Origin of the sequence: Kitasatospora sp. NPDC091257, assembly GCF_044757675.1 — a bacterium.
Classification (GTDB): Bacteria; Actinomycetota; Actinomycetes; order Streptomycetales; family Streptomycetaceae; genus Kitasatospora; species Kitasatospora lactacystinica.
The window spans coordinates 1-22,740 of record NZ_JBIVVI010000009.1 but is presented as its reverse complement, the minus strand read 5'-3'; the positions used below and the strand labels follow the sequence as shown (position 1 = coordinate 22,740).

The following is a 22,740-nucleotide window of genomic DNA, read 5'->3' as shown; positions in this document are numbered from 1 at the left end:
GTGTACACCTGCAGGAAGTCCGCCCCCTCGCCGAGCCAGACATCCGTACCGTGTTCCCCCGACGGGTGGGCCAGGCGTACCACGGCACGACCACGGGCGTCCCGGTCGAGATCGCTGAACGGGGTGTCCAGGTGCTGGGCGCCGATCGCCCTCGGTGTGCGGAAGTCGTACGGCGTGCCCGCGACCGGTTCGGTGGCCACGGGCAGGCCCAGGTCATCGGTACGGACCCAACTCCGCGCCGGAACGGTCAGCACCGCGTCGTCGACCGTGGCCGTGCCGACGGTGAGGTAGGGATGCTGGCCCACGCCGTACGGTGCGACGCTCGTGCCCTGGTTCAGCGCGGTCACGGCCACCTCCAGGCCCTCGTCGCCAAGGACGTACTCGGCTCGGACCCGCAGGTGGAAGGGATAGCCCGGCTGCGGCCACAGCGTGACTTCCAGCACGGCTCGGCTGTCCGCCTCCTCCAGCACCTGCCACGAGGTCCAGCGGAGCAGACCGTGGATCGCGTTGCCGTTCACCGGCTCGGTCAGCGGCAGTTGCAGGTCCTGTCCGTGCCATCGGTAGCGGCCGCCCCTGACCCGGTTCGGCCACGGCACCAGGAGTTGGCCGCGTCCTCCCGTGATCCGGTCGTCGGCAGCGAAGCCGTCGAGCACCGGACGCCCGCCGATCGCGTAGTGCCGGAGGGCACCGCCCAGTTCGACGACGACCACGGAGTGGCTCCCATGGCGCAGCGTCAGCTGTCGTCCGGTCCGGCTCTCGCGCACGCGGCCTCCTCGCGCTGCCTGAGGGTGGGCACAACCCACGGACCCGGGCGCCGTGGCGGCCCGACGAGTGCAGGCCCCTCGATCGGCAGGGTGCGGGCGCACAGGGTCCAAATCAAGCGAGACACGATCCCACCTCCGGAAGAGCTCGGTGGGTTCGCCCTTTGAGACGATTCCCGGCGCGGTGGGCGTCCTCATCAGCCGTCCGGTGAGTCCGTCCCGCAGATGGTCCCGGTACGATCGCTCCAGCGCCGAGCCGGCCACTGCGGCCGACGCGCCGCTTGCGATCTGTTCATCCGTCCACCGCGTGATCCGGGCGAGCCAAGGCCAGGTGTCAGCGGCTGTTTCGAAGACTGATCCGCCGCCAGATCGCGCGTTGGAACCTGAGCGTGAGGACACCCACCGCGATCAGCACGACGATGTTGAGCAGAAGCTGCAGCAGTGAGCCACGCGCCTCGCTCCAGCTCGCGAAGGCACAGGACACGCCGATGTCAGCGGCCGCCGGGACCGTGGTGACCGAGATGAACACGCCGAGCAGGGCGCTCGTCCTGGCCTGGGTCAGCGACATGATCCCGACCATGCCGGCGAGCACGGCGACGGCCAAGGAGAAGAAGTTCGGCGTGTTGATCAGGTCGGAGACCGGCCTGACGCCCAGCGTGAACGCCTTCGGCTGAATTCCCAGACCCCGGACCAGTAACGAGAACAGGAGCGTGAAGACCACGGCCAGCGAGAAGCCGACGAGCAACGCTAACAGCCCTTGCCGAATCCGCGGCCCGTTCCTCCGGTCCATGCCCAGCGCCACGCTGGTGATGGCGCCGTACTCGGGTCCCACGACCATGGCCGCGACGATCAGGATCTGGGAGTTGGTGATGATTCCCACCGAGCCGATGAGTCCAGCGATGATCAGATAGACGTAGAAGCTCGGCAGGTAGGTCCCCTCGGCCCGGATACGCGCCTCGACCGCCTCCCACACCGGTGCATGCGCGAGCGCCCCGAGCTGGTGTGTCTCCGCCTCCTCCGCGAGTCCGGAGAACGCCATGTCGACCGACTCGATCACGACCGAGCCACGCCGGTCGACCTCCAGCTCACGGAGGTTGCGCAGGACCTCGTTCGCCGCACCTGCCAGCACGTCGCACTCGATGGCGTCGCCGTCCGGGTGACGTGCCGTACCCGCGAGCACGACCAGGTTGAAGACGTAGCGGTCGCCGGTCAGCATGTCGACCGTCTCGTCGGTGACGTCCGGCGGAGTCACCAGCCGGAGATGGACCATCTCCATGTAGCCCCTCCGCAGCCGGGGAAGTGCGGTGGCGGCGCGTGCGTACCGCCCGAGGCCAGTAGCGCCGGGGGAACGATCGTCGGCAAGTCGAGCGGCCCGGCCGGTACCGCCTCCGGGCGGTCCGGGCCGCGGCCTGTCCCGGTCCCGCCTGCCGACGCCGGGCAGGCGCGTGACTGCTCCATCTGGAGTACCAGGCGGGCAGACGCGTCCTTCCTGGTCACAGCGGATTCCGGGAGTCATCGGCACCTGACGTGGAGCGCGTGCGCGCGGCTGGTCGGATAGTGGAACGCAGGGGATCCTCCCGAGATTGCGGAGACACCATGGACCGCTACCCGCCTATCGCCGACCACGGTCTGGTGGGCGACCTGCAGACCGCCGCGCTGGTCTCGTCGCAAGGGGTCGTCGACTGGTTCGCAGCTCCTCGCTTCGACTCACCCAGCATCTTCGCCGCCCTGCTCGACCACGACCGGGGCGGCTACTTCCTCTTCGCCCCGGAAGAAGCGGAGGTCACGTGCAAGCAGCTCTACTACCCCGACACGGCCGTCCTGGTGACCCGGTTCATGTCCCCCGACGGGGTCGGCGAGGTCATCGACTGCATGCCGCCCGACCGGACGGGCAAGCCCACCGACCGGCACACGCTGATTCGCGTCGTGCGCGCGGTGCGCGGCACCGTGCGGTTCGTCCTGGACTGCCGACCGCGGTTCGACTACGGCCGCGCCACTCACGAACTCGATCTCCAGGGCGGGACCGCGGTGTTCCGTGCTCCGGAACTCGCCGGATACCTGCAGAGTACCTTCCCCGTGGAACGCAACGGGGACGACGTACGCGGAGAGGTCACGCTGAACGCCGGGCAGCTGGCGGGTGCCGCCTTCACCGTCTGCGGCCCGGACGGGGCCCCGCCCGCACCGATCACCGTGGAGGAGCTCAACGACCAGCTCTTCGACATCGGCAACTTCTGGCAGGACTGGCTACACACCTCCACCTACCGCGGCCGATGGCCGAACATGGTGAACCGCTCCGCCATCACGCTCAAACTGCTCACCTACCACCCCACGGGCGCCCCGGTCGCCGCGGCGACCATGGGCCTTCCCGAGCAGGTCGGCGGCGAGCGCAACTGGGACTACCGCTACACCTGGGTCCGTGACGGCTCACTGTCCGTTCGAGCACTGCTCGACCTCGGATTCGTCGAGGAGGCCACCCGGTTCACCCACTGGCTGCGCGATCGCCTGGCCGAACGAGCGGGCTCCGACGGCGAGCGTCTGCAGATCATGTACCGGGTCGACGGCGATCCCGACATCCCCGAAGTGATCCTCGACCACTTCGAGGGCTACCGCGGCTCGGCCCCGGTCCGGGCCGGCAACGCCGCCATGGACCAGCTGCAGCTCGACATCTACGGCGAGGCGCTCTACGCCCTGGCCGAGGGCGGCACGGTGGGCCAACAGACGGGCTATCACGGGTGGAAGGCGCTCGCCGCCACCCTGGACTGGCTCGCCGACTCCTGGGACCGTCCCGACGAGGGCATCTGGGAGACCCGTGGCGGACGCAAGGACTTCACCTACAGCCGGGTGATGTGCTGGGCCGCCTTCGACGCCGGGCTGCGTCTGGCCACCGAGTTCAGCAGGCCCGCCGACCTCGCGCGCTGGACCACCGCCCGCAACGACATCCTCGAACAGGTGATGACCCGCGGGTGGAGCGACAAGGAGCAGGCTCTCGTCCAGCACTACGACGGGGACGTCCTGGACGCGTCCTTGCTGCTCATCCCCCGGGTCCGCTTCCTCGCTCCCAGGGGCCCGGGCTGGCTGTCCACGCTGGACGCCATCGACCGCAAACTCGTCTCCGACAGCCTCGTCTACCGCTACGACCCGGCCGCCTCACCCGACGGTCTGCGAGGCTCCGAGGGCACGTTCAGCCTCTGCACCTTCCTCTACGTCGATGCGATGGCCCGGGCCGGCCGGACCGAACAGGGGCGCTACGCCTTCGAGAAGATGCAGACCTACGCCAACCACGTCGGTCTCTTCGCCGAGGAGGTCGGGCCGAGCGGGGAGCAACTGGGCAACTTCCCGCAGGCGTTCACCCACCTATCGCTGATCATGGCCGCCACCACCCTCGACGAAGCACTCGACCGCGAACAGACCCGCTGAGCATCCATGGCGACGCACACAGGATCCGCCGACCCACCACCGCTGAGTTCGGCCGAGTTCCGCGCGCTCTACCAGCGCGTGCGACGCGAGGCCGTACGAGGCACCGCCGACCGCGGCGCACTGGACACCCTCACACCGACGCAGGTGCTGGCAGCCGCCGGTGAGGTCCGATCAGGTCGCACCGTCACGCTCTCCGCCGTCCTGGAAACCCGGGCGCGCCCCGGCAACCCCGAGCCGTGCGAGCACCAGATGACCGGCGTCGTCGACGGCGACATCGAGGCGAACGGCCTGCAGTTCGCTGCGGACCGCTTCGCCATGAACGTGCACGGCGACGCCGACGGCCACCTCGACGCCCTGTGCCACGTCGTCTACGACGGCACACTGCACAACGGCGTGGCCGCGAGCAGCCTGACTGTGACCGGGGCGAGGAAGCTGTCCATCGACGTGGCGCGGGACGGAATCGTCGGCCGCGGCGTGCTGCTCGACATCCCCCGTCTGCGCGGCGTGCCGTGGCTCGAACCCGGCGACCACGTGACCGGAGAGGAACTGGCCGCCGCCGAGACCGCGCAGCATCTGCGGGTCACGAGAGGGGACCTGCTCTTCGTGCGGGTCGGCCATCGCCGCCGTCACCGCGAACTCGGGCCGTGGAACGCGACCGGGGCTCGCGCCGGGCTTCACCCCACCGCGATGGAGTTCCTGGCGGACCGGCAGGTCGCGGTGCTCGGCAGCGACGGCAACAACGACACCGCTCCCAGCACCACGGAGGGTGTGACCTTCCCGGTGCACGTTCTCGGCATCCACGCCATGGGACTGCACCTGCTGGACTACCTGCAGTTCGAGGATCTGGTGCCGATCTGCGAGGAGCAGGACCGCTGGTCGTTCCTCTGCGTGATCGCCCCGCTCCGGCTTCCCGGCGCCACCGGATCACCCGTCAATCCCATCGCGATCCTGTGACGTGCGAACACTTCGAGAACGGGAGCCCATCGTGGCCGACACCCAACACTACGACGTCATCATCATCGGCACCGGCGCGGGCGGCGGCACGCTCGCCCACCGGCTGGCGCCCTCCGGCAAGCGGGTGCTGATCCTGGAGCGCGGGGACTACCTGCCTCGCGAGATCGACAACTGGAACTCCACCAAGGTGTTCGTGCAGGGCAAGTACCTGGCGCAGGAGACCTGGTACGACCGGCACGGCCACGAATTCACCCCGGAGGTCAACTACTACGTCGGTGGCAACACCAAGTTCTACGGCGCCGCGCTCTTCCGGCTGCGCCCCCAGGACTTCGGCGAGCTGCGCCACCACGACGGCATCTCGCCCGCCTGGCCCATCCGCTACGAGGACCTGGAGCCCTACTACACCCAGGCCGAGCACCTCTACCTGGTGCACGGCAAGCACGGCGAGGACCCCACGGAGGGCCCGGCCGGCGCGCCGTACGCCTACCCGCCGGTGGAGCACGAGCCGCGCATCCAGCAGCTCAGCGACGACCTGGAGAAGCAGGGGCTGCATCCCTTCCATCTGCCGATCGGCGTGAACCTCACGCAGAAGGAGAACGGGCGGGCGACCCACGACAGCGTCTGCATCCGCTGCAACCGGGTCGACGGCTTCCCCTGCCTGGTGAACGGCAAGGCCGATGCCCAGGTGATCTGCGTCGATCCAGCGCTGAAGCACGACAACGTCTCCATGATCACGGGCGCCAATGTGCGCCGCCTGGAGACCGATCCGACCGGACGCACCGTCACCGGCGTGGTCGTGGAACTCGCGGACGGCTCGGCGACGGGGTTCGGCGCCGACATCGTGGTCGTCGCCTGCGGAGCAGTGAACTCCGCCGCCCTGCTCCTGCGTTCGGCCAACGACCGGCACCCGAACGGGCTGGCCAACAGCTCGGACGTGGTGGGACGCCACTACATGCGGCACAACAACCTGGCCCTGATGGCGGTCTCGAAGGAACCCAACCCCACCCAGTTCCAGAAGACCCTGGCGCTCAACGACTGGTACCTCGGCTCGGACGACTTCGACTACCCGCTCGGCGGCATCCAGATGCTCGGCAAGTCGGACGCCGAGCAGATCCACGGTGAGGCGCCGCGGTGGGCCGGCAAGCTCTCGCCGGACATGCCGTTCGAGGTGCTCGCGCACCATGCGGTCGACTTCTGGCTGTGCGGTGAGGACCTGCCGCTGCCCGACAGCCGCGTCACCCTCGACGGCGACGGGAACGTCCACCTGTCGATCGACGAGAAGAACAACACGACCGGGCTGAAGAAGCTGCAGCACAAGCTGCAGGGCATGCTCGGGCAGCTGGGCATGCACGAGCACCGCCTGCTCGACCACAGCATCTACCTGCACAAGGGAATGCCGATCGGGGCCACCGCCCACCAGGCCGGCACCGTGAGGTTCGGCGACGACCCGAAGAGCTCGGCCCTGGACGTCAACTGCAAAGCGCACGACCTGGACAACCTCTACGTCGTCGACACCGCCTTCTTCCCGAGCATCGGCGCGGTGAACCCGTCGCTGACCGCCATCGCCAACGCCCTGCGGGTCGGCGACCATCTGATCGACCGGCTGCGCTGAACGCCCTCTGGTCCGCACCGGACAGCGGTCGAACCGGAGGGCTGCCCGGTCGGGCTAGCGGTTGTCACCCGGTGCCCGAGCCCCTCGCGTATCGGAGTCGGTGAGGGGCTCCAGGTCGCCGAGCGTGTCGAGACGGTAGAGCAGGACGAGGGCCGGCCCGACCACCACGACCGCGATCACCGTGACGATTGCCAACCAGCGCAACGTGTGGGCGGCTCCCGCGGCCTGTGCCACCGTCAACGAGGTGGGCAGCAGGTACGGGCGCTGGGCGAGGCCCCAGGCGGCCACGGTCAGGGCGACGCCGGCCACCGAGGTGTAACGGCACCAGCGGTACTCCCGCCGCGCGAGCAGCAGTGCGGTGAGGGCGGCGGCGAGGGCGGCGAGGATCACGAGCGCCAACCCGGCTCCATGGGTGAGGCCGTGCCAGACGTACGCGGCGTCGTGGTGGGTGACGGGGATGCCGATGACCGCCAGCACCACGATGGCTCCGAGGCTGCAGAGCGCTCGGAGCCGGAAGTACCGGACCAGGTCGTCGGCTCCGAAGCGGCGCGCGTCCGCGGTGAGGAAGACGGCGCCGAGGTACGCGGTGGCCGCGACGGTGAGCAGCCCGGTGACGATGGAGGTGGGATTGGCCCAGGCGTCGGAGGAGGCCGTGGTCCCGGGTGCGACCCGGCCGGAGGCGATGCCGCCGATGACCACGCCGAAGAAGAAGGGGGTGAGCAGTGAGGAGACCGCGAAGACCGCGCCGTAGATCCGCCGTCCGGCCAGGCGCCGGGTCGGCTTGCGCAGGGCGAAGCCTGCGCCGCGCAGGACCAGGCCGATGGCGGCCAGGGCCAGCGGCAGCCACATGGCGCCGAACACGGCCTGGAACATCGTGGGGAAGCCGGTCCAAATGATGATGAAGACGAAGATCAGCCAGACGTTGTTGGCCTCCCAGACGGGTGCCATGGCATGGTCGATCAGCCAGCGGGGGCGCTCGCCGCGCTCGGCTCCCCCGGCCAGCAGGTCCCAGAACCCGGCGCCGTAGTCGGTGCCCCCGGCGCAGGCGTAGGCGGCGACTGCCAGCACCAGGACCCAGGACATCGCGTCGGCCATCATGACGTGCCACCAGGTGACCGCGGCGTACCGGGATCCGGCGCGGCTCCGGTGGCTGCCATGGTCGCTTCCCTTGGGCCGTACGGAGTGCCGGCCTCCGGACCGAGCGCGCCGGCCTGCCCGGCCGGGCTCTCGTCGGCGATCCGCCAGCGGGTGCGCATCTTCAGCAGCACGGCGAGGAAGGCGCCGAAAATGAGCACGTACACGGCCACCACGATGCCGAACATCGTCCACAGTGAACTCACGCGGGTGGCGGTGACCGCGTCGGAGACCCGCATGTTGAAGTAGACGATCCAGGGTTGGCGGCCGACCTCGGTGGTGATCCAGCCGCACTCGACGGTCAGCAGACTGGCGGCCCCGGCGACGGCGGCGCAGCGGAAGAACCACCGGGATCGGGGGAGATCACGGCGGCGCCACCAGCACCACGCGTACCAGAGGGCGAGCAGGATCAGCAGGCTGCCGATGGTCGCCATGATGTCGAAGGCCCAGTGGACGATGGTCGCCTGAGTGGCGGTGGGGCGGTCGTCGGCGGCCACCGAGGTCAGGCCGGTGACCTGGGTGCTGGGCTTGAATCCGGCCAGGATGGAGTCGAGTTGGGGGATCTTGATGCCGCCGGAGATCGTTCCGTCCTCGTTGAGGCGACCGAACAGGTACTCCGGCACGTGGGTGTCGGTGTTCCAGACGATCTCGGCGGCGGCGAACTTGACCGGCTGTTTGTGGAAGACCTGCCGGGCGAGATTGTCGCCCAGGAAGAACTGGACCGGGGTGAGGATCGCGGCGACGGTGAACGGCACGGTGAAGCCGAGCTTGTGGTACCGGTCGCGGCGTCCGCGCAGCCAGCCGACCGCGTAGACCCCGGCGACCACGTAGCCGGCGGTCAGGAACATCGCCACCGCGAAGTGCCAGTACTGCGGGCCGAAGATCGGTGTGAAGATCGCCTGCCGCACGGTGACATCGACCGGGTTGCCCTGGGCGTCGAGGGTGAAGCCCTGCGGGGTGTTCATCCAGGAGTTCGCCGCGATGATGCCGAAGGCTCCCAGCAGCGCGGCCAGCGGCAGCGGCGCGCCGAGCCAGAAGTGCGTCCAGGGCCTGAGCCTGCGCCAGCCGTACAGGTAGATCGCGATGAGGACGGCTTCCAGGAAGAACGCCCAGGCCTCGACGCCGAATCCGAGACCGAACACGTCCCCCCAGCGGCCCATCATCCTCGGCCACAGCAGTCCGAACTCGAAGGAGAGGACAGTGCCGGTGACGATCCCGATGGCGAACTGCACGGCCATCACCGCCGACCAGCGCCGGGCCAGCTTCAGGGCCACGGCGTCACCCTTGCGCAGCCCGCGATAGTGCATCAGGAGCGTGATGAAGGGCAGCGCGACCCCGAACGGGACCAGGAGGATGTGGGAGCCCAGGGTGAAGGCCATCAGCTCGCGCGCGGGCAACGTCTGGGGTGGGGTGTTCGCGAGAAGAAGTGTGGTGCTGTGCATGTGTGCCTCGATGGCTCGATCCGTGTGGCGCTGGGTCAGTGAGCTGGCGGGGCCGGGTCGGTCGGAGCGCGGGTTCCGGCGGAGGTGAAAGCGCGCTCGCGGCGGGACCCGGAGGCGAACACGATCAACCAGGTGAGCAGCGCTCCGAGCCTGCTGCGGAAGCCGGTGAGGAAGGCGATGTGGATGAACAACCAGGCCAGCCAGCCCGTGACCCCTGACACGTTCAGCCGTCCGACCTTGACGACCGCCCGGCCCCGGGAGATGTAGGCGGCGCTGCCGAGGTCCAGGTATCTGAAGGGCTTCGGCTGTTTGGTCCGGCCTTCCACGGCGTGGCGGATCGCGCGGCCCGTGTAGGCACCCGACTGCATCGCGACCTCGGCCAGGCCCGGCAGCCTGTTCAGACTCATCAGGTCGCCCACGACGCGGATCTCCGGGTGGCCGGCGATCGTGAGGTCGGGCTCGACGAGGATCCGGCCGGCCCGGTCCTGCTCGGCGCCGGTCGCCCGGGCCAGCACCCCGGCAAGCGGTGGCGCCTCCACGCCGGCCGTCCACAGCACGGTGCGCGCGTCGATCCGGGTGATCCGGCCGGCACGGTCACGCGCCGTCAGGCCGCGCTCGTCCACGCCGGTGACCATCGCTCCCATGTGGAGCTCGACCCCGAGACCCTTCAGCGTCCGGGCCGCGCGGCGGGCCAGGGTCGGCCCGAACGCGGCCAGCACGGAGTCGGCCCCCTCGAGGAGCAGCACCCGCGCCTGCCCGGGCTCGATCGTGCGGAACTGCCTTTCGAGCGTGTGGCCGGCGATCTCGCGGATCTGCCCGGCGAGTTCGACTCCGGTCGGCCCGGCCCCGACGAGCGCGAAGGTGAGCCACTCCTGCCGCTCCCGGGCGTCCGTGGCCGACTCGGCCATCTCGAACGCGCGAAAGAGCCGCCGGCGGATGTCCAGCGCGTCGTCCAGGGTCTTCATCCCCGGGGCGTGCTCGGCGAACTCGTCATGGCCGAAGTAGGACTGGCGCACACCCGCCGCCACGATCAGATCGTCGTAGGGGAGGCTGATCATCGCACCGTCCGGCCGCCGCGCGTGAACCAGACGATCGTCCACGTCGACGTCCGTGGCCTCGGCCAGCAGGCAGCGGACGTTGTGGTGACGGCGCAGGACGGCGCGCAGCGGCTGGGCGATCTGCCCCTCGGAGAGGATCCCCGAGGCGCACTGGTACAGCAGCGGCTGGAAGAGGTGGTGGGCGCAGCGGTCGACGAGGGTCACGGCGACGGGCGACCGGCGCAGCGCCCGGGCGGCGAACAACCCGGCGAATCCCCCGCCGAGGATCACCACCCGGCGGGGCGTGATGTGGTCCTCCATCGCGGTGTCAGCCGCCGGTGGCGAAGCCGGGGAAGAGCGTCATTCCGCCGTCCACGTAGAGCGTCGTGCCCACCACGTAGTCGAGCAGGTCGGAGGCCACTGCCACGACGGCGTTGGCGATGTCGTCCGGGTCACCGACGCGGCGGTAGGGGATCAGCCGGAGGAGGTCGGCCTCGGCCTCGGGGGTGTCCCAGGCGTCCTTGTTGATGGGGGTGCGGATGGCGCCGGGGGCGACCGCGTTCACCCGGATCTTCTTGGGCGCCAGTTCTTGGGCGAGCGTCTGCATCATCATGCCGACGCCGCCCTTGGAGGAGGCGTAGTTCACGTGCCCCGACCAGGGAATGATCTGGTGGACCGAGCTCATGCAGATGATCTTTCCGGCGGCGCGGGACACCTCCGGGACGACGCCACGCCGCAGGAACTCCTTGGCCGCCTCCCGGGCGCAGAGGAACTGGCCGGTGAGGTTGACGTCGATGACCTTGTGCCACTGGGCCAGTGTCATCTCCGTGACGGGAGCGTCCCGCTGCAGGCCCGCGTTGGCGACCATGATGTCGATGGTGCCCAGCTCGTCGACCATGCCCGAGACCATCTTGACGACCTGCTCCTCGTCGGACACGTCGGCCTCGTGCGCGTAGGCACGGACCCCGAAGGCCTCGATCTCCGCGACCACCTTCTCGGCCTCGTCCGCGCCGACGACGTAGTTGACGACGACGTCAGCGCCGGCCCGGCCGAGAGCAATCGCCGTCGCCTTGCCGATGCCCGAGTTGGCACCGGTCACCAGGGCCTTCTGCCCAGCCAGGAGCTGCGAGTGGATCGCCCCACGATTCTCACCGACACTGCCTGCCACGACTTCTCCTTGCTCTTCCAGGCTCCGCACTTCCCGGCGAGAGAAGCACCATCAGGCACGACAAGCCCGAAGCGCCGCGCAGTGCTCACCCGTTCGGTAGTGGGCGCCACGCAATCGGGCTAGAAAGCGCCGCACGATCCGGAGATGTCGGCTCGAATGACCCTTGACGGTCCCGACTTCAGCAAAGCGCGGAGGAGTCGGACCTTCTGCTGTCAGCATCGACCGAGAGTCGGCACAGTAGGTAGTGCCGGGAAAGCGACTTGATGTCATCGGACGAGCCCACGGGCGATCCTGCGGCGGCGCCGCCCGCCGACCCATTCGGCCCCCTGCGGACCAAGGGCTACCTGGCGCTCCTGGTCATCTCGGCCGTCCTCGGCGTGCTCCTGTCGGCGGGCGCGTACGGCTTCCTCCAGGCCGTCGACCAGCTCCAGAAGGCGCTCTACACCGACCTCCCGAACGGACTGGGATTCCACGGGGCACCGCCCTGGTGGCCGCTGCCCCTGATGGGGCTGGCAGGACTTCTGGTGGCACTGACCGTCCAGTACCTGCCCGGCAACGGCGGCCACCAGCCGGCCGAGGGGCTCAAGACCGCGGGCGCCGCTGCGGCCGCCGAACTGCCCGGGATCCTTCTCGCAGCGCTGGCGTCGCTCGGCTTCGGCGCGGTGATCGGGCCCGAGGCGCCCCTGATCGCGCTCGGCGGAGGCCTGGCCGTGTACGTCGTCCGGCTGATCAAGCCGGACGTCGATGCCAGGACCCAGGCCGTGGTCGGCGCCGCGGGAAGCTTCGCGGCCATCAGCGCCCTGCTGGGCTCGCCCCTGCTCGGAGCGTTCCTGCTGATGGAGGCGTCAGGACTCGGCGGCCCGACGCTGGGGATCGTACTGCTGCCCGGTCTGCTGGCCTCCGGAGTCGGGTATCTCGTCTTCATCGGGCTCGGCGCCTGGACCGGGGTCGGGGCGGGCACGCTGACGATTCCCAGCCTTCCCGCAGTGAACCATCCGAACATCGCCCAGTTCGGCTGGGCTCTCGCCATCGGGGTGGCGGCGGCGTTCGCCGGCACGGGAGTCCGGCGCCTCGCGCTCTTCCTCCAGCCGCGCGTCAACCACAGACGGTTGCTGCTCACGCCGGTGGCCGGCCTCGCCGTGGCGGGGCTCGCCATCGCGTACGCCGAGGGCGTGGGGAAGCCGCCATCCGACGTCCTGTTCTCGGGTCAGTCCGCGCTGCCCCAACTGCTGCTCCACAGTACGAGCTACTCGGTGGGAGCACTGACACTGCTGCTCGTGTGCAAGTGGCTCGCCTACGGTGTGTCATTGGCGGCATTCCGGGGAGGACCGATCTTCCCAGCGCTGTTCCTGGGTGCCACGGCAGGGATCGCGCTCTCCCACCTGCCCGGGCTGCCCGTCATCTCCTCCGCCGCCATGGGCATGGGCGCGATGTCGGTCGTCATGCTCAGGCTGCCGATGACCTCCGTCCTACTGGCGACCCTGCTGCTGGGGTCCGACGGCGTCACCGCCATGCCGCTGGTGATCGTGGCGGTCGTGGTCTGCCATGTCACGTCATCCAGGCTCGCCCGGCCGGAGACGTCACGACCGGCGTCCGGCACCCCGCACCCCGTCTGAGCCTCACGGCAGGACTGGTCCGCACGGGACCGGACCACCCGCGACCCACCAGTGCCCCACCTGCGCCGACCGGGCGCACTCCTTCGCGGAGGACTCCCACTCAGGGAAATGACGTATGGAACCTTCAGTCAGGTCAGACCAACAGTCGACGTGGACCAGGCCGAACCGCCGGTGGTAGCCCTCGGCCCGTCGAACAGGGTGTCATTCTATCCGTGTCGGTGACCTGTCAAGTCATCAAGGAGGAGGTCGGCGACCACCTCCTCGACCACCGCGGTGCGCAGGTCGGCCATGGAGTCGACGAGCGCCCGGTCCCACGGGGCGGGCGTGAGGCGCCCCGGATCGGGGCCCGAGGGAACCCGGGGCACGGCGGCCCGGTAGTCCTCGGCTGTCATCCGCCAGGGAACGGCTCCGGCCTTGGCCATGACGTGAGCCGCGATGCGGATGCCCTCGCCGTCGAAGTCGCCGTGGTAGCGCAGGGAGGCGCCGTCGTCGACGAGTCGGCGCAGCAGGCGGATCACGGCGGTGTTGGGCCAGCCGGAGGTGCAGACGAGCGGCGGGCACCGCCGGCCGAAACGCCGTAGGGCGAGGGCGAGCACACTGGGGTTCTCGGTGACGTGCACCGGTCCTGCGGGACCGGCGAATTCGCCGGCTGAGCGCAGTTGGGCCAGGGTGAAGCCGGCCGGTTGACCGGCTTCGGCGCAGATGCGGGAGATCCTGGCGACCGGGCCTTCCCCCGCGGGCCGCAGTCCGACGGCGAGCACGGTGGCGGACAGTTCGTCGTCGGCCACGCCGGCTCGGCTCCAGAGTGCGCGTCGCCCCTCTGCGGCGTCGGGCATGTCGGTGCCGTACAGCACCGCCAGTGCACGCAGGACGATCGAGGACAGCCGTGTCCCGTCGTCGAGGGCGTGGGAGTCGCCGTCGAGGAGGCGGGCGGCGAGGGCCGGTAGTGGCTCGCCGTCGGCCGGGAGTGCGTGAAGGACGGTCAGCGCGGCGGTCAGCAGGCCTCGGGTCCGGTCGGGTGAGCCGTCTACGAGGCCGTTGGTCCGCAGGTGGCCGACCCACTCCAGCAGAACGGGCTGGGCGGTGACCACGTCGTGGCCGGCCAGCCACCCCCACAAGGCTTCGCGTTGGCCCGTCTTGCGTTCGCGCTCGGCAGCCCGGTCGTGGACCGGGCCGAGGATCGCGGCCACCACGTCCCGGACGGTCCGGCCGCAGACCTCCAGCACGGCGTGGTCGAGTCCGGCAAGCGGGATCGTCGGTTCGACGCCAGGGAGCCGGTCCAGTCCGAGGAGGTCGGCCAACGCCTCCCGACCGGCGTCGTCGAGCGGTCCCGACCGCACCCGGCTTACGGGGCGGCCGGTCGACAGGCGATCGTGGACGGCCGACCAGAGGGGCCTGAGTTCGGGGAGATCGAGGGGATGGCGGCCCGTCATGCCGATCCGTCCACGGCGGCTTCGTCGGGCAGCAGGTCGGCACCCGTCCAGGTGAAGCGGGCGCTGGTGACGGCATCGTCGCCGTCGCCTCCGGTGATCAGCTGGTGAACGGCGATCCCGGAGAGCTCCCGGTAGGTGCACCACTCGTGGTCGGAGGTGAGCACCAGGTCGAGGTCGAGCGCCGCGAGGAGGGCGAAGACCTGCCCGCGGTTGACGGTGTCGACGCCGACGAAGACCTCGTCGAGCAGGATCAGCCGCGGGGACTCCGGCACCGCCTCGTAGTGAGCGGCCACGGCGGCGAAGAGCGGCAGGTGGAGTGCGATGGCCTTCTCCCCGCCCGACAGTGCGCCGTGGAGCTTCTTGGTGAGCAGTTGCCACCCGGCGCCGTTGGCGCGGTCCAGTTTGACGACGAACTGGTGCCAGGCCGTGTAGTCGAGGACCTCTGCGAGCTGCTCCTCCCAAGTGGCCGCCGTGTTACGGGTCTTGGCCTCCTCGATACGGCCCCGGAAGAAGGCGTGCAGGGCCTCGCGGTCGGCTTCGGTGATCCGGGCCGGGTCCTTGAGCAGCAGTTCACGGGCCGTCCGGGTGCCGGCGGGCAGGTCGGGGTGGATCTGCCACACCAGACGGACCGCCACCCGTGAGGCGGTGCGGACCCGTTCGAGGTGGCCGTTCATCCGCTCGACGAGTTCACCGGCCTGGCGGATCCGGGAAGCGAGGTGGCGGCGGGTGTCGCCGGTGAGGGTTCGGTCGAAGAGGCTCCGTTCGGCGGCGGTGATGTCGTCCTGGCTGCGGTCACGGTCGCCGGTGAGGATGGCGAGGAGGCTGGTCGCGCCGACGCGGATGCCGTCGATGGTGGCGGTGAGGACGTGGATGTCCTCCTCGGCTTCGAGTTCGAGGTCGGCACGGCTGCTGAGGCTCTGGCGGGCTCGGTGGACGGCCTCGGAGAGGCGGTTCAGGGAGTCGCCGAGGTTCCTGGTGCCGTGCGGCAGGTTGGGCCATGCCGCAGCGGTCTCGCGTGCGGCTTCGAGAGTCGCGCGAGTGCCGTCCACGGAGGTGAGGACGAGGCCGAGGCCCGCGTCCTCGGGGAATCCGAGGACGCACAGGTGCCGGAAGCTGCGGGCTGCCTCGTTCCGGGCCACCACGGCCCTCTCGTGCAGGGCCTCGTCCTGGGTCGTGGTGGCACCCAGTGCACCGATGCGGCCTTCGAGCGTGAGAAGTGCCTGGGTTCCGGATTCGATGTCGCGGCGGATCCGGTCGAGGGACGTCCGGAAGTCACTGATGCGGGCGGCCACTTGGCGGTAGTCCTCGCCGACGGTGCTCTCGACCGCCCGGAGCGTGGATCGGAGCCCGCGGGCAGCGGCCTCGACGGTCTCGGCCTCCTCCAGGCTCTCGGCTGCCGCGCCCCTGGACGCCTCGGCGCGGCTGCGCGCGGAGTTCCAGGCGTGCTGGGCGGCCGTCCAGGCCAGGTGGGCGTCGAGCCAGACGTCGGCCTGTTCACGCAGCGCGTCGACGGCCGTGGCGGTCGTGTCCAGGGCGGCGCGTTCGGTCGGCAGGGCGTGCTCGGCCGAGGCGACGGCGAGCGCGCGTAGCGCGTCCGCGACCGCCTCCTCCTGTCGCGCGAGCCGTTCGACGGCCTCGCGTACGGCGTCCTCGCGCGCGCCCACCTCGGACTCGGACCGTTCCCAGACGCGCTTGGCCTGCTCCACTTCCCGGTGGTGCGGCCGGGAGCGGAGGTCGGCTCCGAGGCGCGTCCGGCGGTCGGCGAGGGAACGCAGTCGCGTCTCGTACCCGGTGACGGTGGTGTCGGCCTCGGCCAGTTCGGCGGTGAGGTCCGCGATCCGCCGCTGCCTGGCGCGTTCCCGGGCCGCGGCGCCGATGTGGCTGGACTCCTCCTTGGTCCAGGAACCGACCGCCGTCGCCAGCCGCCAGCTTCCGTCGGCCGCCACGGCGGCCGGGTGGCCCGTCGGGAGCGTGGGACCGTAGGCGATGCCTGCGAGCAGCCGCTGCACCCGGCTCGGCGGCACCGGGCCGTCGGGTTCGGGAGAGAGGACGTCGAGCAGCGAGGGACCCGGTGCGGGCACGGCCGCTGCCGGGTCGGCCAGGGTGTCGTGTCCGGTGACGACGAGGCCGCCGTCGGGAGCCATCCAGGCGTCGATCAGGCCGGCCGCTTCCAGGGCCGCTTCGATGCCTGCCTGATCGGCGGGCGGCACGTCCGGCCGGAACGCCAGCAGTCGCCACAGTGGTGCCCCCGGCAGGACCGACCGGTCGGCCGTGCGGGTCCGCGGTGGAACCGGCGGGAGATCGACCGCTGCCGCGGTGCGTTCCAGTTCCCCGACGACCCGGTCACGCCGGGCACGGGCGTCGTCCCGGCCGGCGCGGGCGGTCGTCTCGTCGGCGGTGATGGAACTCTCCGCCGCCCGGGCGGCGGCTTCGACCAGCACGAGGACGTCGGTCTCGACGGCGGCACGGGACGCGAGCTCCTCGGCGTCGTCGATCGACAGCTCCGCGCAGTCGTCCGTCGCCCAACGGCGCAACAGGGCGGCATGGGCGTCGACGGCGACCTCGTAGGCGTGGGCGTTCCCCTCGCGCTTCGCGGTCGCCCCGGCCAGCCGTTCGCGCGCCGAGTCGAGGTGCTGCTCCGCCGTCGTCCGGTCCGCGAGGGAACGCTCATGGCGCTCCACGGCGGCGCGGACCTCGCCGATCTGGCGGTGCCGCGAGACGACCGCACCGCGCAGCAGGCGGCGCGCCGTACGCCCCTGCTCCTCTGTTTCCCCGGACGGACCAGGTGCGGCACCGAGCACCGTCTGCACCTCGGCGCAGACGGACTCCATGGCTGCTCGCCGCGCCGCGCCCCGCGCCTCCTCCCGGGCGGCCCGGGTGTGTTCGGCCCGCTGCTCGGAACGCAGCCGCGCATCGTCGGCACGCCCCGCGTCCTCGTCGGCCGCCCGAACCCTCCGGTCGGCGGCGGTGCGGGCCCGGGCCGCGGCCCGGGCGGCCTGGTCGCTCCTGCGACGGAGCTGGTCGAGCTCCTGCCCCTGCCGGTAGGCCTCGGAGTCGAGCAGCCCCTCGATGGCGCCCTCGGTCTCCTGCCGTCCGTGTTCGAGCTCCTGCTGCGCCCGCTTGTTCCCGTCGCGCTCACGCACGGCCTCCGCGTGCGCCTCCCCGCTCTCCCTGGCGATGCGAGCGAGGTTGTCCATCTCGGTCGTCGCGGAGATGAGCGCCGCCGCCCCGGCGCGCAGGACGCGCTGGGCGTAGCCACGTTGCTGGTTCGCGACGGCGGTGGCCGCGGCCACCTCGTCGTCCAGGGCCTTCAGGTGTTCGCGCTGGCGGTCGAGGCGTTCGAAGCCCTCGGCCAGTTCGGTGATCTCGCCCTGGCCGAGCGGGGGCAGGGCCCGCGAGAGCAGGGAGGACAGCAGCGACGGATCCAGGCGCTCCGAGAGCTTGGGGGTGCGGAGCTGGAGCAGCGCGGTGATCAGGGCGTCGTAGCGCTGCTCGCTCAGCCCGGAGAAGAGCGTGCTCCGGACCGTGTTGCGGTAGTCGGTCGGTGATCCGTGCAGCTCGCCCCGGCCTTGCAGGGCTTCGGCCAGCGCGGCGCGGGTGAGCGGCTGGCCCGCGTCGTTGACCAGGGAGAGACCGCCGGGGCGGTCGATCCGCGCGCCGGTGGTGAAGTAGTCGACGGTGACACCGGTGGTGTGCACGCTGGCCTGGAGTCTGGCGCCGCAGGTGAACCAGCCGGGACCGCCGTCGTCTTCTCCGTCGTCGCGGACGAACTCCAGCCACACGTACCCGACGCGGGTCTTGCCCGAGGCGCCCTCGCCCATCAGATTCCAGTGCATGGTGCGCTCGGATCCACCGAAGGTGGACAGCCGGTTGGGTCGCAGGCTGGCGTCGAGCAGGAAGGGCAGGAGCACCTCCAGCGCCTTCGACTTACCGGTTCCGTTCTGCCCCCGCAGGAGCAGTCGGCCCTCGTGGAAGGTGAAGACCTCGTCGTAGTAGCGCCAGACATTGAGGATGCCGGCCCTGGAAGGCTGCCACCGCATGGCTGCGGCCGCCGTCGGGAACGCGGAGCGCTGCGGGAACTGTGTCACGGTCATCGGAAGTCTTCCCTGGTCAGGTTGCGGGACCGTCGGGCACGGTGGTCCGGTACCGGAACGCCGCGGGCCGGGGGACGGTGCGGTCGCCGACCCGGCGGGCCAGGCCGAAGTCGCCGAGGATGCGCACGGCGTCGGCCGTGAGGCGCTGGGCGCCGTCCTCCGACTGGTAGGTCTTCGCCCACTGCGGGAAGCGCCGCAGGAGTTCGTTCGCCTCGACCGCGAGCTGTTCCGGTGTCAGCCCGTCCGGAGCGGCTGTCAACGGTTCGAGCAGGAGCAGGGCGGCCACACGGGCCGTCGCGGAGTCGTCCGGGAAGCGGCTGTCGGTGGCGATCCCGTCCGGGTCCACGAGCAGCAGGCCGTCGGCCCGTTCCTCCAGCACGAAACCGCCCTGCTCGGCGGCGCGCCGGACGATCTGCCGCCCGGTCGGCGAGGTGAGGTAGGCCAGTTCGTCGGCGCCGAGCTCGTCGTGGTGGAGGACGGGATCGTCGAAGAGCCGACGCAGCACCGCGTGCCGCAGCCGGAGGTTGCGCTGCGCATCGGAGGCGTCGGCGCCACCGTACCGGCTCTCGCGTACCGTGCCCCGCAGGAGTTCCTCGAAGCGCAGCGGTACGTCCTCCGCCGACACGGCCAGCCGGGACGGCCCGACGGGTGCGGCGAGGAGACGCATCAGTACGGTGGCATCCACCCGGTAGAGGACCTTGGCCTTCGCCGAGTCGACGAAGCTCTCCGTGAGGCCGTCCACGGTGAGGAGTGCGCCGTACGCCTCCAGCAGCTTGAGGACGTCCACGAAGGCCATGCGCTCGGGCTTGCTCGCCGTGTCGAAGGGCGGCAGCGCCTCGTCGGTGGCACAGGCCTGGACGACCCGGTCGGCGAGCAGGCCGACCGTCGTCACCGGGACCGGGAGCAGCTCGGCCGCGACGACGCACAGCAGGGTGTAGCGGCGGCGGTCGAACGGGGCCTTGCCGGACCGCAGTCGACGGGCGGGGCGCGAGGCGTCGGGGACGGTCCGGATCTTGAGCAGGCGCGCGTACCCCAGACGCGGCTCCACCACCAGCTGCCAACCGCAGTGGTAGTCGAACCACTTCGTCAACGGGTCCTGCCGACGGCGGATCACCTCGAAGGCGGACGGGTCTCCGCGTTCGGTGATCAGCGGCCGGCCGAGGAGCAGCCTGATGCCTCGGGCGACGTCCTGCCGCTCGGCCAGGACCAGTTGGTTCGCAAGGGTGCTCATCCTGCCTCCCGCCCGGCGGGCTCCCGTGTGCTGCCGGCGCTGTGGATCTCCACCAGGTGGTCAGGTCCCTCCAGCTTCCCCCGAGGTGTCCGCAGGACGGCCCGCCCACCGTCGGGCGGCGGCCGGAGGAGAATCTCGACCCGGCCGTCGGAGGTGACCGCCCGGCGCGTACCGCTGCCGTCCGGTCGTGCGGCAAGCGCCCGGCCAAGGAGGTCGAGAAGCCGCTCGAAGGCGGCGTGGTCCAGCGTGCCGAAGCCGGAGAGCCGCACCGGACCGTCAGTGGCCAGGACGTCCCAGGCGGCTTCGAGTTCGGCCCGCTCCTTCCGGGCCCGCTCGGCCCGGGCCGTCTTGATCCCGCCGATGTCGCGCACCTTCCCGGTACGGGTGAACCGCTCGGTGCGGCCGCTGGTGCGCAGCAGGGCCGACACCTCCACCGGCGGAGCCTCGGCCCAGCTGCCCGATGAGGGGACCAACTCCGGGTCCGGGTGGGCGAGATGGGCGTGACGGGCCGGACCGAGGCCGAAGGCGGCCGACCACAGGCGGTGCAGGTCGTCCTCGCCGGGCGCCGCGGCGAACCAGCGGGCCAGCTCCCGGAAGTCCTGGACGGCACTGGAGGAGCGGCGCCGTGACTCGGTGATCCGGTCAAGGACCTGCAGGAGCGTCACGATCGCCCGCCGCGCCACGTCGTGCAGCTGCTCCACGCGGGGCCGCGCCCCGTCGGCCGGCCGGAACCAGGCCTGCAGCCCCTCCCAGCGCGCCCGGCGCCGCTCCAGCCAGGCCGGCGCGGGATCGCCGTCGGCGACCGGCGGCAGCTCGGCGCCCCGTAGCGCCCGCGCGTGCAGCAGGCTCACTCCGCACTGCTCGACGCGCTCAACGGCGGAGGCCACCGCCTGACCCCGCTGGTCGAGGTTGACGAGGAACTCCTGGAGATAGGCCACCGTCGCGGCCTTCACCTCCCGGAAGGTCGCCAGGTCCACGCCCTCGGCGCGCAGCAGGCGCTGCAACTCGCCGTTGAACGCCTTGGTGTTGGCCAGCAGCGCCTCCAGGTGGCCCTCCAGCTCCTGCAGCGTGGTGAAGACCCGACGGTCCGAGGACGTGGAGTCGCCCAGCAGCCCGTACAGCTCGTCGAGCCGGTCCGTGATCGCCTCCAGCACCGCCGTCTGGAGCGCCCCCGTCGAGGCGAGCACGGACAGGGCGTGCTCGACCCCGGCGAACGCGGCCTCACCGCGCCGGGTCAGCGAGTACTGGAGGTTGCGGCGCTCGTATTCCTCGGCGGTGCGGTAGTTCTCCGCGTGGTTCTGGACGACATCCAGCAGCTGCCACTCCCTGAGCTTGCGCAGCGCCTCCTGGAGGTCGTCGTCATGGACCGCGTTGAGCCAGCCGACGGTCCGCAGCCGGGTGCGGACCTCCTCCAGCCCGAGAGCGGTCTCCAACCGCTCGTTGGCCGCTCCGAAGGCCTGGAGGATCGCACCGTAGAGTTCGGCCTTCTCCCCCGTCGTGAACCGGAACATCTCCGGCGGCACCCTGCGCAACGGCTCCCCTTCCCTGACCCTGGTGACACACCGACGCTCGACCTCGACCGGCTCCTAATGCAGCCTGGTCCGATGCTCGGGGCGCTCCAGGTGCGTCATGACCACCTGGTGGGCACGCCAGCCATCCGGGAACTTGGGCGGGACGTCCAGGTGGATCGGGCTGCTTCGGGGGTGCCGGTCGAGGAGGTCGGTGATCCCGGCGCGGGCCACCACGATGCAGGCGAACCGGTGCCGGGAGAGCAGGACGCACAGCCGGCCGGTCTCCATGTGGAAGGCGGAGGCGTCCGGGCGGCCGGAGAGCGGGTGCCAGACCAGGGTCACGTCGAACTCCCGGCCCTGGAGCCGGTTGGCGGTGTCCACGGTGATCTCGGTGAGGCCTCGTTCCGTCAGCCTGGCCCGCACCGCGTCCACCTGGATGGTCCGCGCCGCGCCGATGGCGATCCGGGCCTGCACCAACGGTTCACCGTTGACCAGCGCGCCTCGTTCGAGCAGGCGGGATGCCGTCACGGCGAGCGCCTCGGCCATCTGGGGATCGTGGTCGAGGGTGTGACGCCCCGGGAGTTCGAGGTAGCCCCAGCCGGAGTCGGCGGCCTGGGCGAGCACCGGGTCCTGCGACGTCGCCCGATGGGGCACGCTCCCGTAGGTCAGCACGCGGTCGCTCGCCGTGGTGCCCGACTCGAAGGGGTAGTAGGGGTAGAAGGCCTCCGCCACCAGGGGCGCGGCCATCTCGGGAAGCCGCCAGGAGATCGGCAGTTGGTGCCGCGGCAGGTCGGGCTCGTGGGCGAGCGTGACATCGACGGCGTTGCGCAGCGGATCCCAGCTGAGGCCCTGCCACCGGTCGGTGTCCACGGTCGCGAACGGGTCGAGCTGACCGGGGTCCCCCACGAACAGCACCTGGGAGTCAGGCGCGTCGAACAGCGGCGCCGCCGCGAGCAGGGCGTCCGAACGCATCTGGTAGGCCTCGTCGATGATCGCCCACCGCCAGGTCCCGGACTTCTCCGCGTCCACGTGCCGCCACTTGGCGGCAGTCGAGACCACGACCGGCAGTTGACGCAAGGTGTCGATCCCGGTGTCGCCGGAGACGTTGGGATGCCGGCTCACGCGCTCCGGCAGGGCGAAGTCCTTCGCGTGCAGGCGGCCCACCGGCAGTTCCGGGTACTCCCGCGCGATGTTGTCCACCAGGTCGTCGACCTGCTCGTTGGTCTGCGCGACGATCATCACCTGGTGGCCGGCGCCGGTGAGGTGCCCGGCGGCGCGCTTCACCAGGGTGGACTTGCCGGCGCCGGGAGGGGAGTCCACCACCACGCCC

The 22,740-nt window shown here is 71.0% G+C and carries 15 protein-coding genes; 4 read left to right on the top strand and 11 right to left on the bottom strand.

The features are described 5' to 3' along the window. A partial coding sequence (locus ACIQOV_RS00950) for an aldose epimerase (RefSeq protein WP_401043387.1) occupies window positions 1–764 on the bottom strand: 764 nt, incomplete at its 3' end. A gap of 331 nt (window positions 765–1,095) precedes the next feature. Then, window positions 1,096–2,037, bottom strand: a complete 942-nt coding sequence (locus ACIQOV_RS00945) for a DUF389 domain-containing protein (RefSeq protein WP_401043384.1) — start codon at window positions 2,035–2,037, stop codon at window positions 1,096–1,098. 320 nt (window positions 2,038–2,357) lie between these two features. Between ACIQOV_RS00945 and ACIQOV_RS00940 the strand changes: the two genes are divergently transcribed. The 3 genes from ACIQOV_RS00940 to ACIQOV_RS00930 are packed head-to-tail and all read left to right on the top strand — an operon-like array spanning window position 2,358 to window position 6,744. Beyond that, a complete protein-coding gene (locus ACIQOV_RS00940; RefSeq protein WP_401043381.1) occupies window positions 2,358–4,178 on the top strand; it encodes a glycoside hydrolase family 15 protein in 1,821 nt (606 codons plus the stop codon). 6 nt (window positions 4,179–4,184) lie between these two features. Beyond that, entirely contained in the window at window positions 4,185–5,132 is a 948-nt protein-coding gene (locus ACIQOV_RS00935; RefSeq protein ID WP_401043379.1) for a cyclase family protein, read from the top strand. A 31-nt stretch (window positions 5,133–5,163) separates the two neighbouring features. Continuing rightward, complete coding sequence (locus ACIQOV_RS00930; RefSeq protein WP_401043378.1) at window positions 5,164–6,744, top strand: GMC oxidoreductase; 1,581 nt, start codon at window positions 5,164–5,166, stop codon at window positions 6,742–6,744. A gap of 54 nt (window positions 6,745–6,798) precedes the next feature. On the opposite strand, the gene ACIQOV_RS00925 is transcribed toward ACIQOV_RS00930, so the two are convergent. The 4 genes from ACIQOV_RS00925 to ACIQOV_RS00910 are packed head-to-tail and all read right to left on the bottom strand — an operon-like array spanning window position 6,799 to window position 11,525. Beyond that, window positions 6,799–7,842 (bottom strand): cytochrome d ubiquinol oxidase subunit II, encoded by a 1,044-nt coding sequence (locus tag ACIQOV_RS00925; RefSeq protein WP_401043377.1) that lies wholly within the window; start codon window positions 7,840–7,842, stop codon window positions 6,799–6,801. Beyond that, on the bottom strand, window positions 7,839–9,320 hold the full coding sequence (locus ACIQOV_RS00920) for a cytochrome ubiquinol oxidase subunit I (protein ID WP_401043376.1): 1,482 nt from the start codon (window positions 9,318–9,320) through the stop codon (window positions 7,839–7,841). The genes ACIQOV_RS00925 and ACIQOV_RS00920 overlap by 4 nt, the downstream gene beginning before the upstream one ends. Before the next feature lie 35 nt (window positions 9,321–9,355). Continuing rightward, window positions 9,356–10,678 carry an NAD(P)/FAD-dependent oxidoreductase gene (locus ACIQOV_RS00915; RefSeq protein WP_401043373.1) on the bottom strand — a complete coding sequence of 441 codons (1,323 nt, stop codon included), beginning with the start codon at window positions 10,676–10,678 and terminating at the stop codon, window positions 9,356–9,358. A gap of 7 nt (window positions 10,679–10,685) precedes the next feature. After that, window positions 10,686–11,525 carry an SDR family oxidoreductase gene (locus ACIQOV_RS00910; protein ID WP_401043370.1) on the bottom strand — a complete coding sequence of 280 codons (840 nt, stop codon included), beginning with the start codon at window positions 11,523–11,525 and terminating at the stop codon, window positions 10,686–10,688. Between the two features lie 263 nt (window positions 11,526–11,788). On the opposite strand from ACIQOV_RS00910, the gene ACIQOV_RS00905 reads away from it, so the two are divergent. Beyond that, window positions 11,789–13,141, top strand: coding sequence for a chloride channel protein (locus ACIQOV_RS00905; RefSeq protein WP_401043367.1), 1,353 nt, complete (start codon window positions 11,789–11,791; stop codon window positions 13,139–13,141). A 206-nt stretch (window positions 13,142–13,347) separates the two neighbouring features. Here ACIQOV_RS00905 and ACIQOV_RS00900 read toward each other — a convergent pair whose 3' ends face one another. From ACIQOV_RS00900 to ACIQOV_RS00880, 5 genes are all read right to left on the bottom strand, one after another. Beyond that, entirely contained in the window at window positions 13,348–14,574 is a 1,227-nt protein-coding gene (locus tag ACIQOV_RS00900; RefSeq protein ID WP_401043364.1) for a TIGR02679 family protein, read from the bottom strand. Then, window positions 14,571–18,668 carry a TIGR02680 family protein gene (locus tag ACIQOV_RS00895; protein ID WP_401043362.1) on the bottom strand — a complete coding sequence of 1,366 codons (4,098 nt, stop codon included), beginning with the start codon at window positions 18,666–18,668 and terminating at the stop codon, window positions 14,571–14,573. Before ACIQOV_RS00895 ends, ACIQOV_RS00900 begins: the two co-directional genes overlap by 4 nt. A gap of 16 nt (window positions 18,669–18,684) precedes the next feature. Beyond that, window positions 18,685–19,899 carry a TIGR02678 family protein gene (locus tag ACIQOV_RS00890; protein WP_401043360.1) on the bottom strand — a complete coding sequence of 405 codons (1,215 nt, stop codon included), beginning with the start codon at window positions 19,897–19,899 and terminating at the stop codon, window positions 18,685–18,687. Beyond that, window positions 19,896–21,410: a TIGR02677 family protein gene (locus ACIQOV_RS00885; protein ID WP_401043358.1), complete on the bottom strand. Its 1,515-nt coding sequence runs from the start codon at window positions 21,408–21,410 to the stop codon at window positions 19,896–19,898. Before ACIQOV_RS00885 ends, ACIQOV_RS00890 begins: the two co-directional genes overlap by 4 nt. Window positions 21,411–21,485: 75 nt before the next feature. Continuing rightward, window positions 21,486–22,740: AAA family ATPase (locus ACIQOV_RS00880; RefSeq protein ID WP_401043357.1), on the bottom strand; the 1,255-nt coding region annotated here is incomplete at its 5' end.

Bases quoted from the DNA above. Each gene is read 5' to 3' on its own strand.
- ACIQOV_RS00945 (WP_401043384.1), bottom strand. From the start codon at position 2,037: ATGGAGATGGTCCATCTCCGGCTGGTGACTCCGCCGGACGTCACCGAC.
- ACIQOV_RS00940 (WP_401043381.1), top strand. From the start codon at position 2,358: ATGGACCGCTACCCGCCTATCGCCGACCACGGTCTGGTGGGCGACCTG.
- ACIQOV_RS00935 (WP_401043379.1), top strand. From the start codon at position 4,185: ATGGCGACGCACACAGGATCCGCCGACCCACCACCGCTGAGTTCGGCC.
- ACIQOV_RS00925 (WP_401043377.1), bottom strand. From the start codon at position 7,842: ATGATGGCCGACGCGATGTCCTGGGTCCTGGTGCTGGCAGTCGCCGCC.
- ACIQOV_RS00920 (WP_401043376.1), bottom strand. From the start codon at position 9,320: ATGCACAGCACCACACTTCTTCTCGCGAACACCCCACCCCAGACGTTG.
- ACIQOV_RS00915 (WP_401043373.1), bottom strand. From the start codon at position 10,678: ATGGAGGACCACATCACGCCCCGCCGGGTGGTGATCCTCGGCGGGGGA.
- ACIQOV_RS00905 (WP_401043367.1), top strand. From the start codon at position 11,789: ATGTCATCGGACGAGCCCACGGGCGATCCTGCGGCGGCGCCGCCCGCC.
- ACIQOV_RS00900 (WP_401043364.1), bottom strand. From the start codon at position 14,574: ATGACGGGCCGCCATCCCCTCGATCTCCCCGAACTCAGGCCCCTCTGG.
- ACIQOV_RS00895 (WP_401043362.1), bottom strand. From the start codon at position 18,668: ATGACCGTGACACAGTTCCCGCAGCGCTCCGCGTTCCCGACGGCGGCC.
- ACIQOV_RS00890 (WP_401043360.1), bottom strand. From the start codon at position 19,899: ATGAGCACCCTTGCGAACCAACTGGTCCTGGCCGAGCGGCAGGACGTC.
- ACIQOV_RS00885 (WP_401043358.1), bottom strand. From the start codon at position 21,410: ATGTTCCGGTTCACGACGGGGGAGAAGGCCGAACTCTACGGTGCGATC.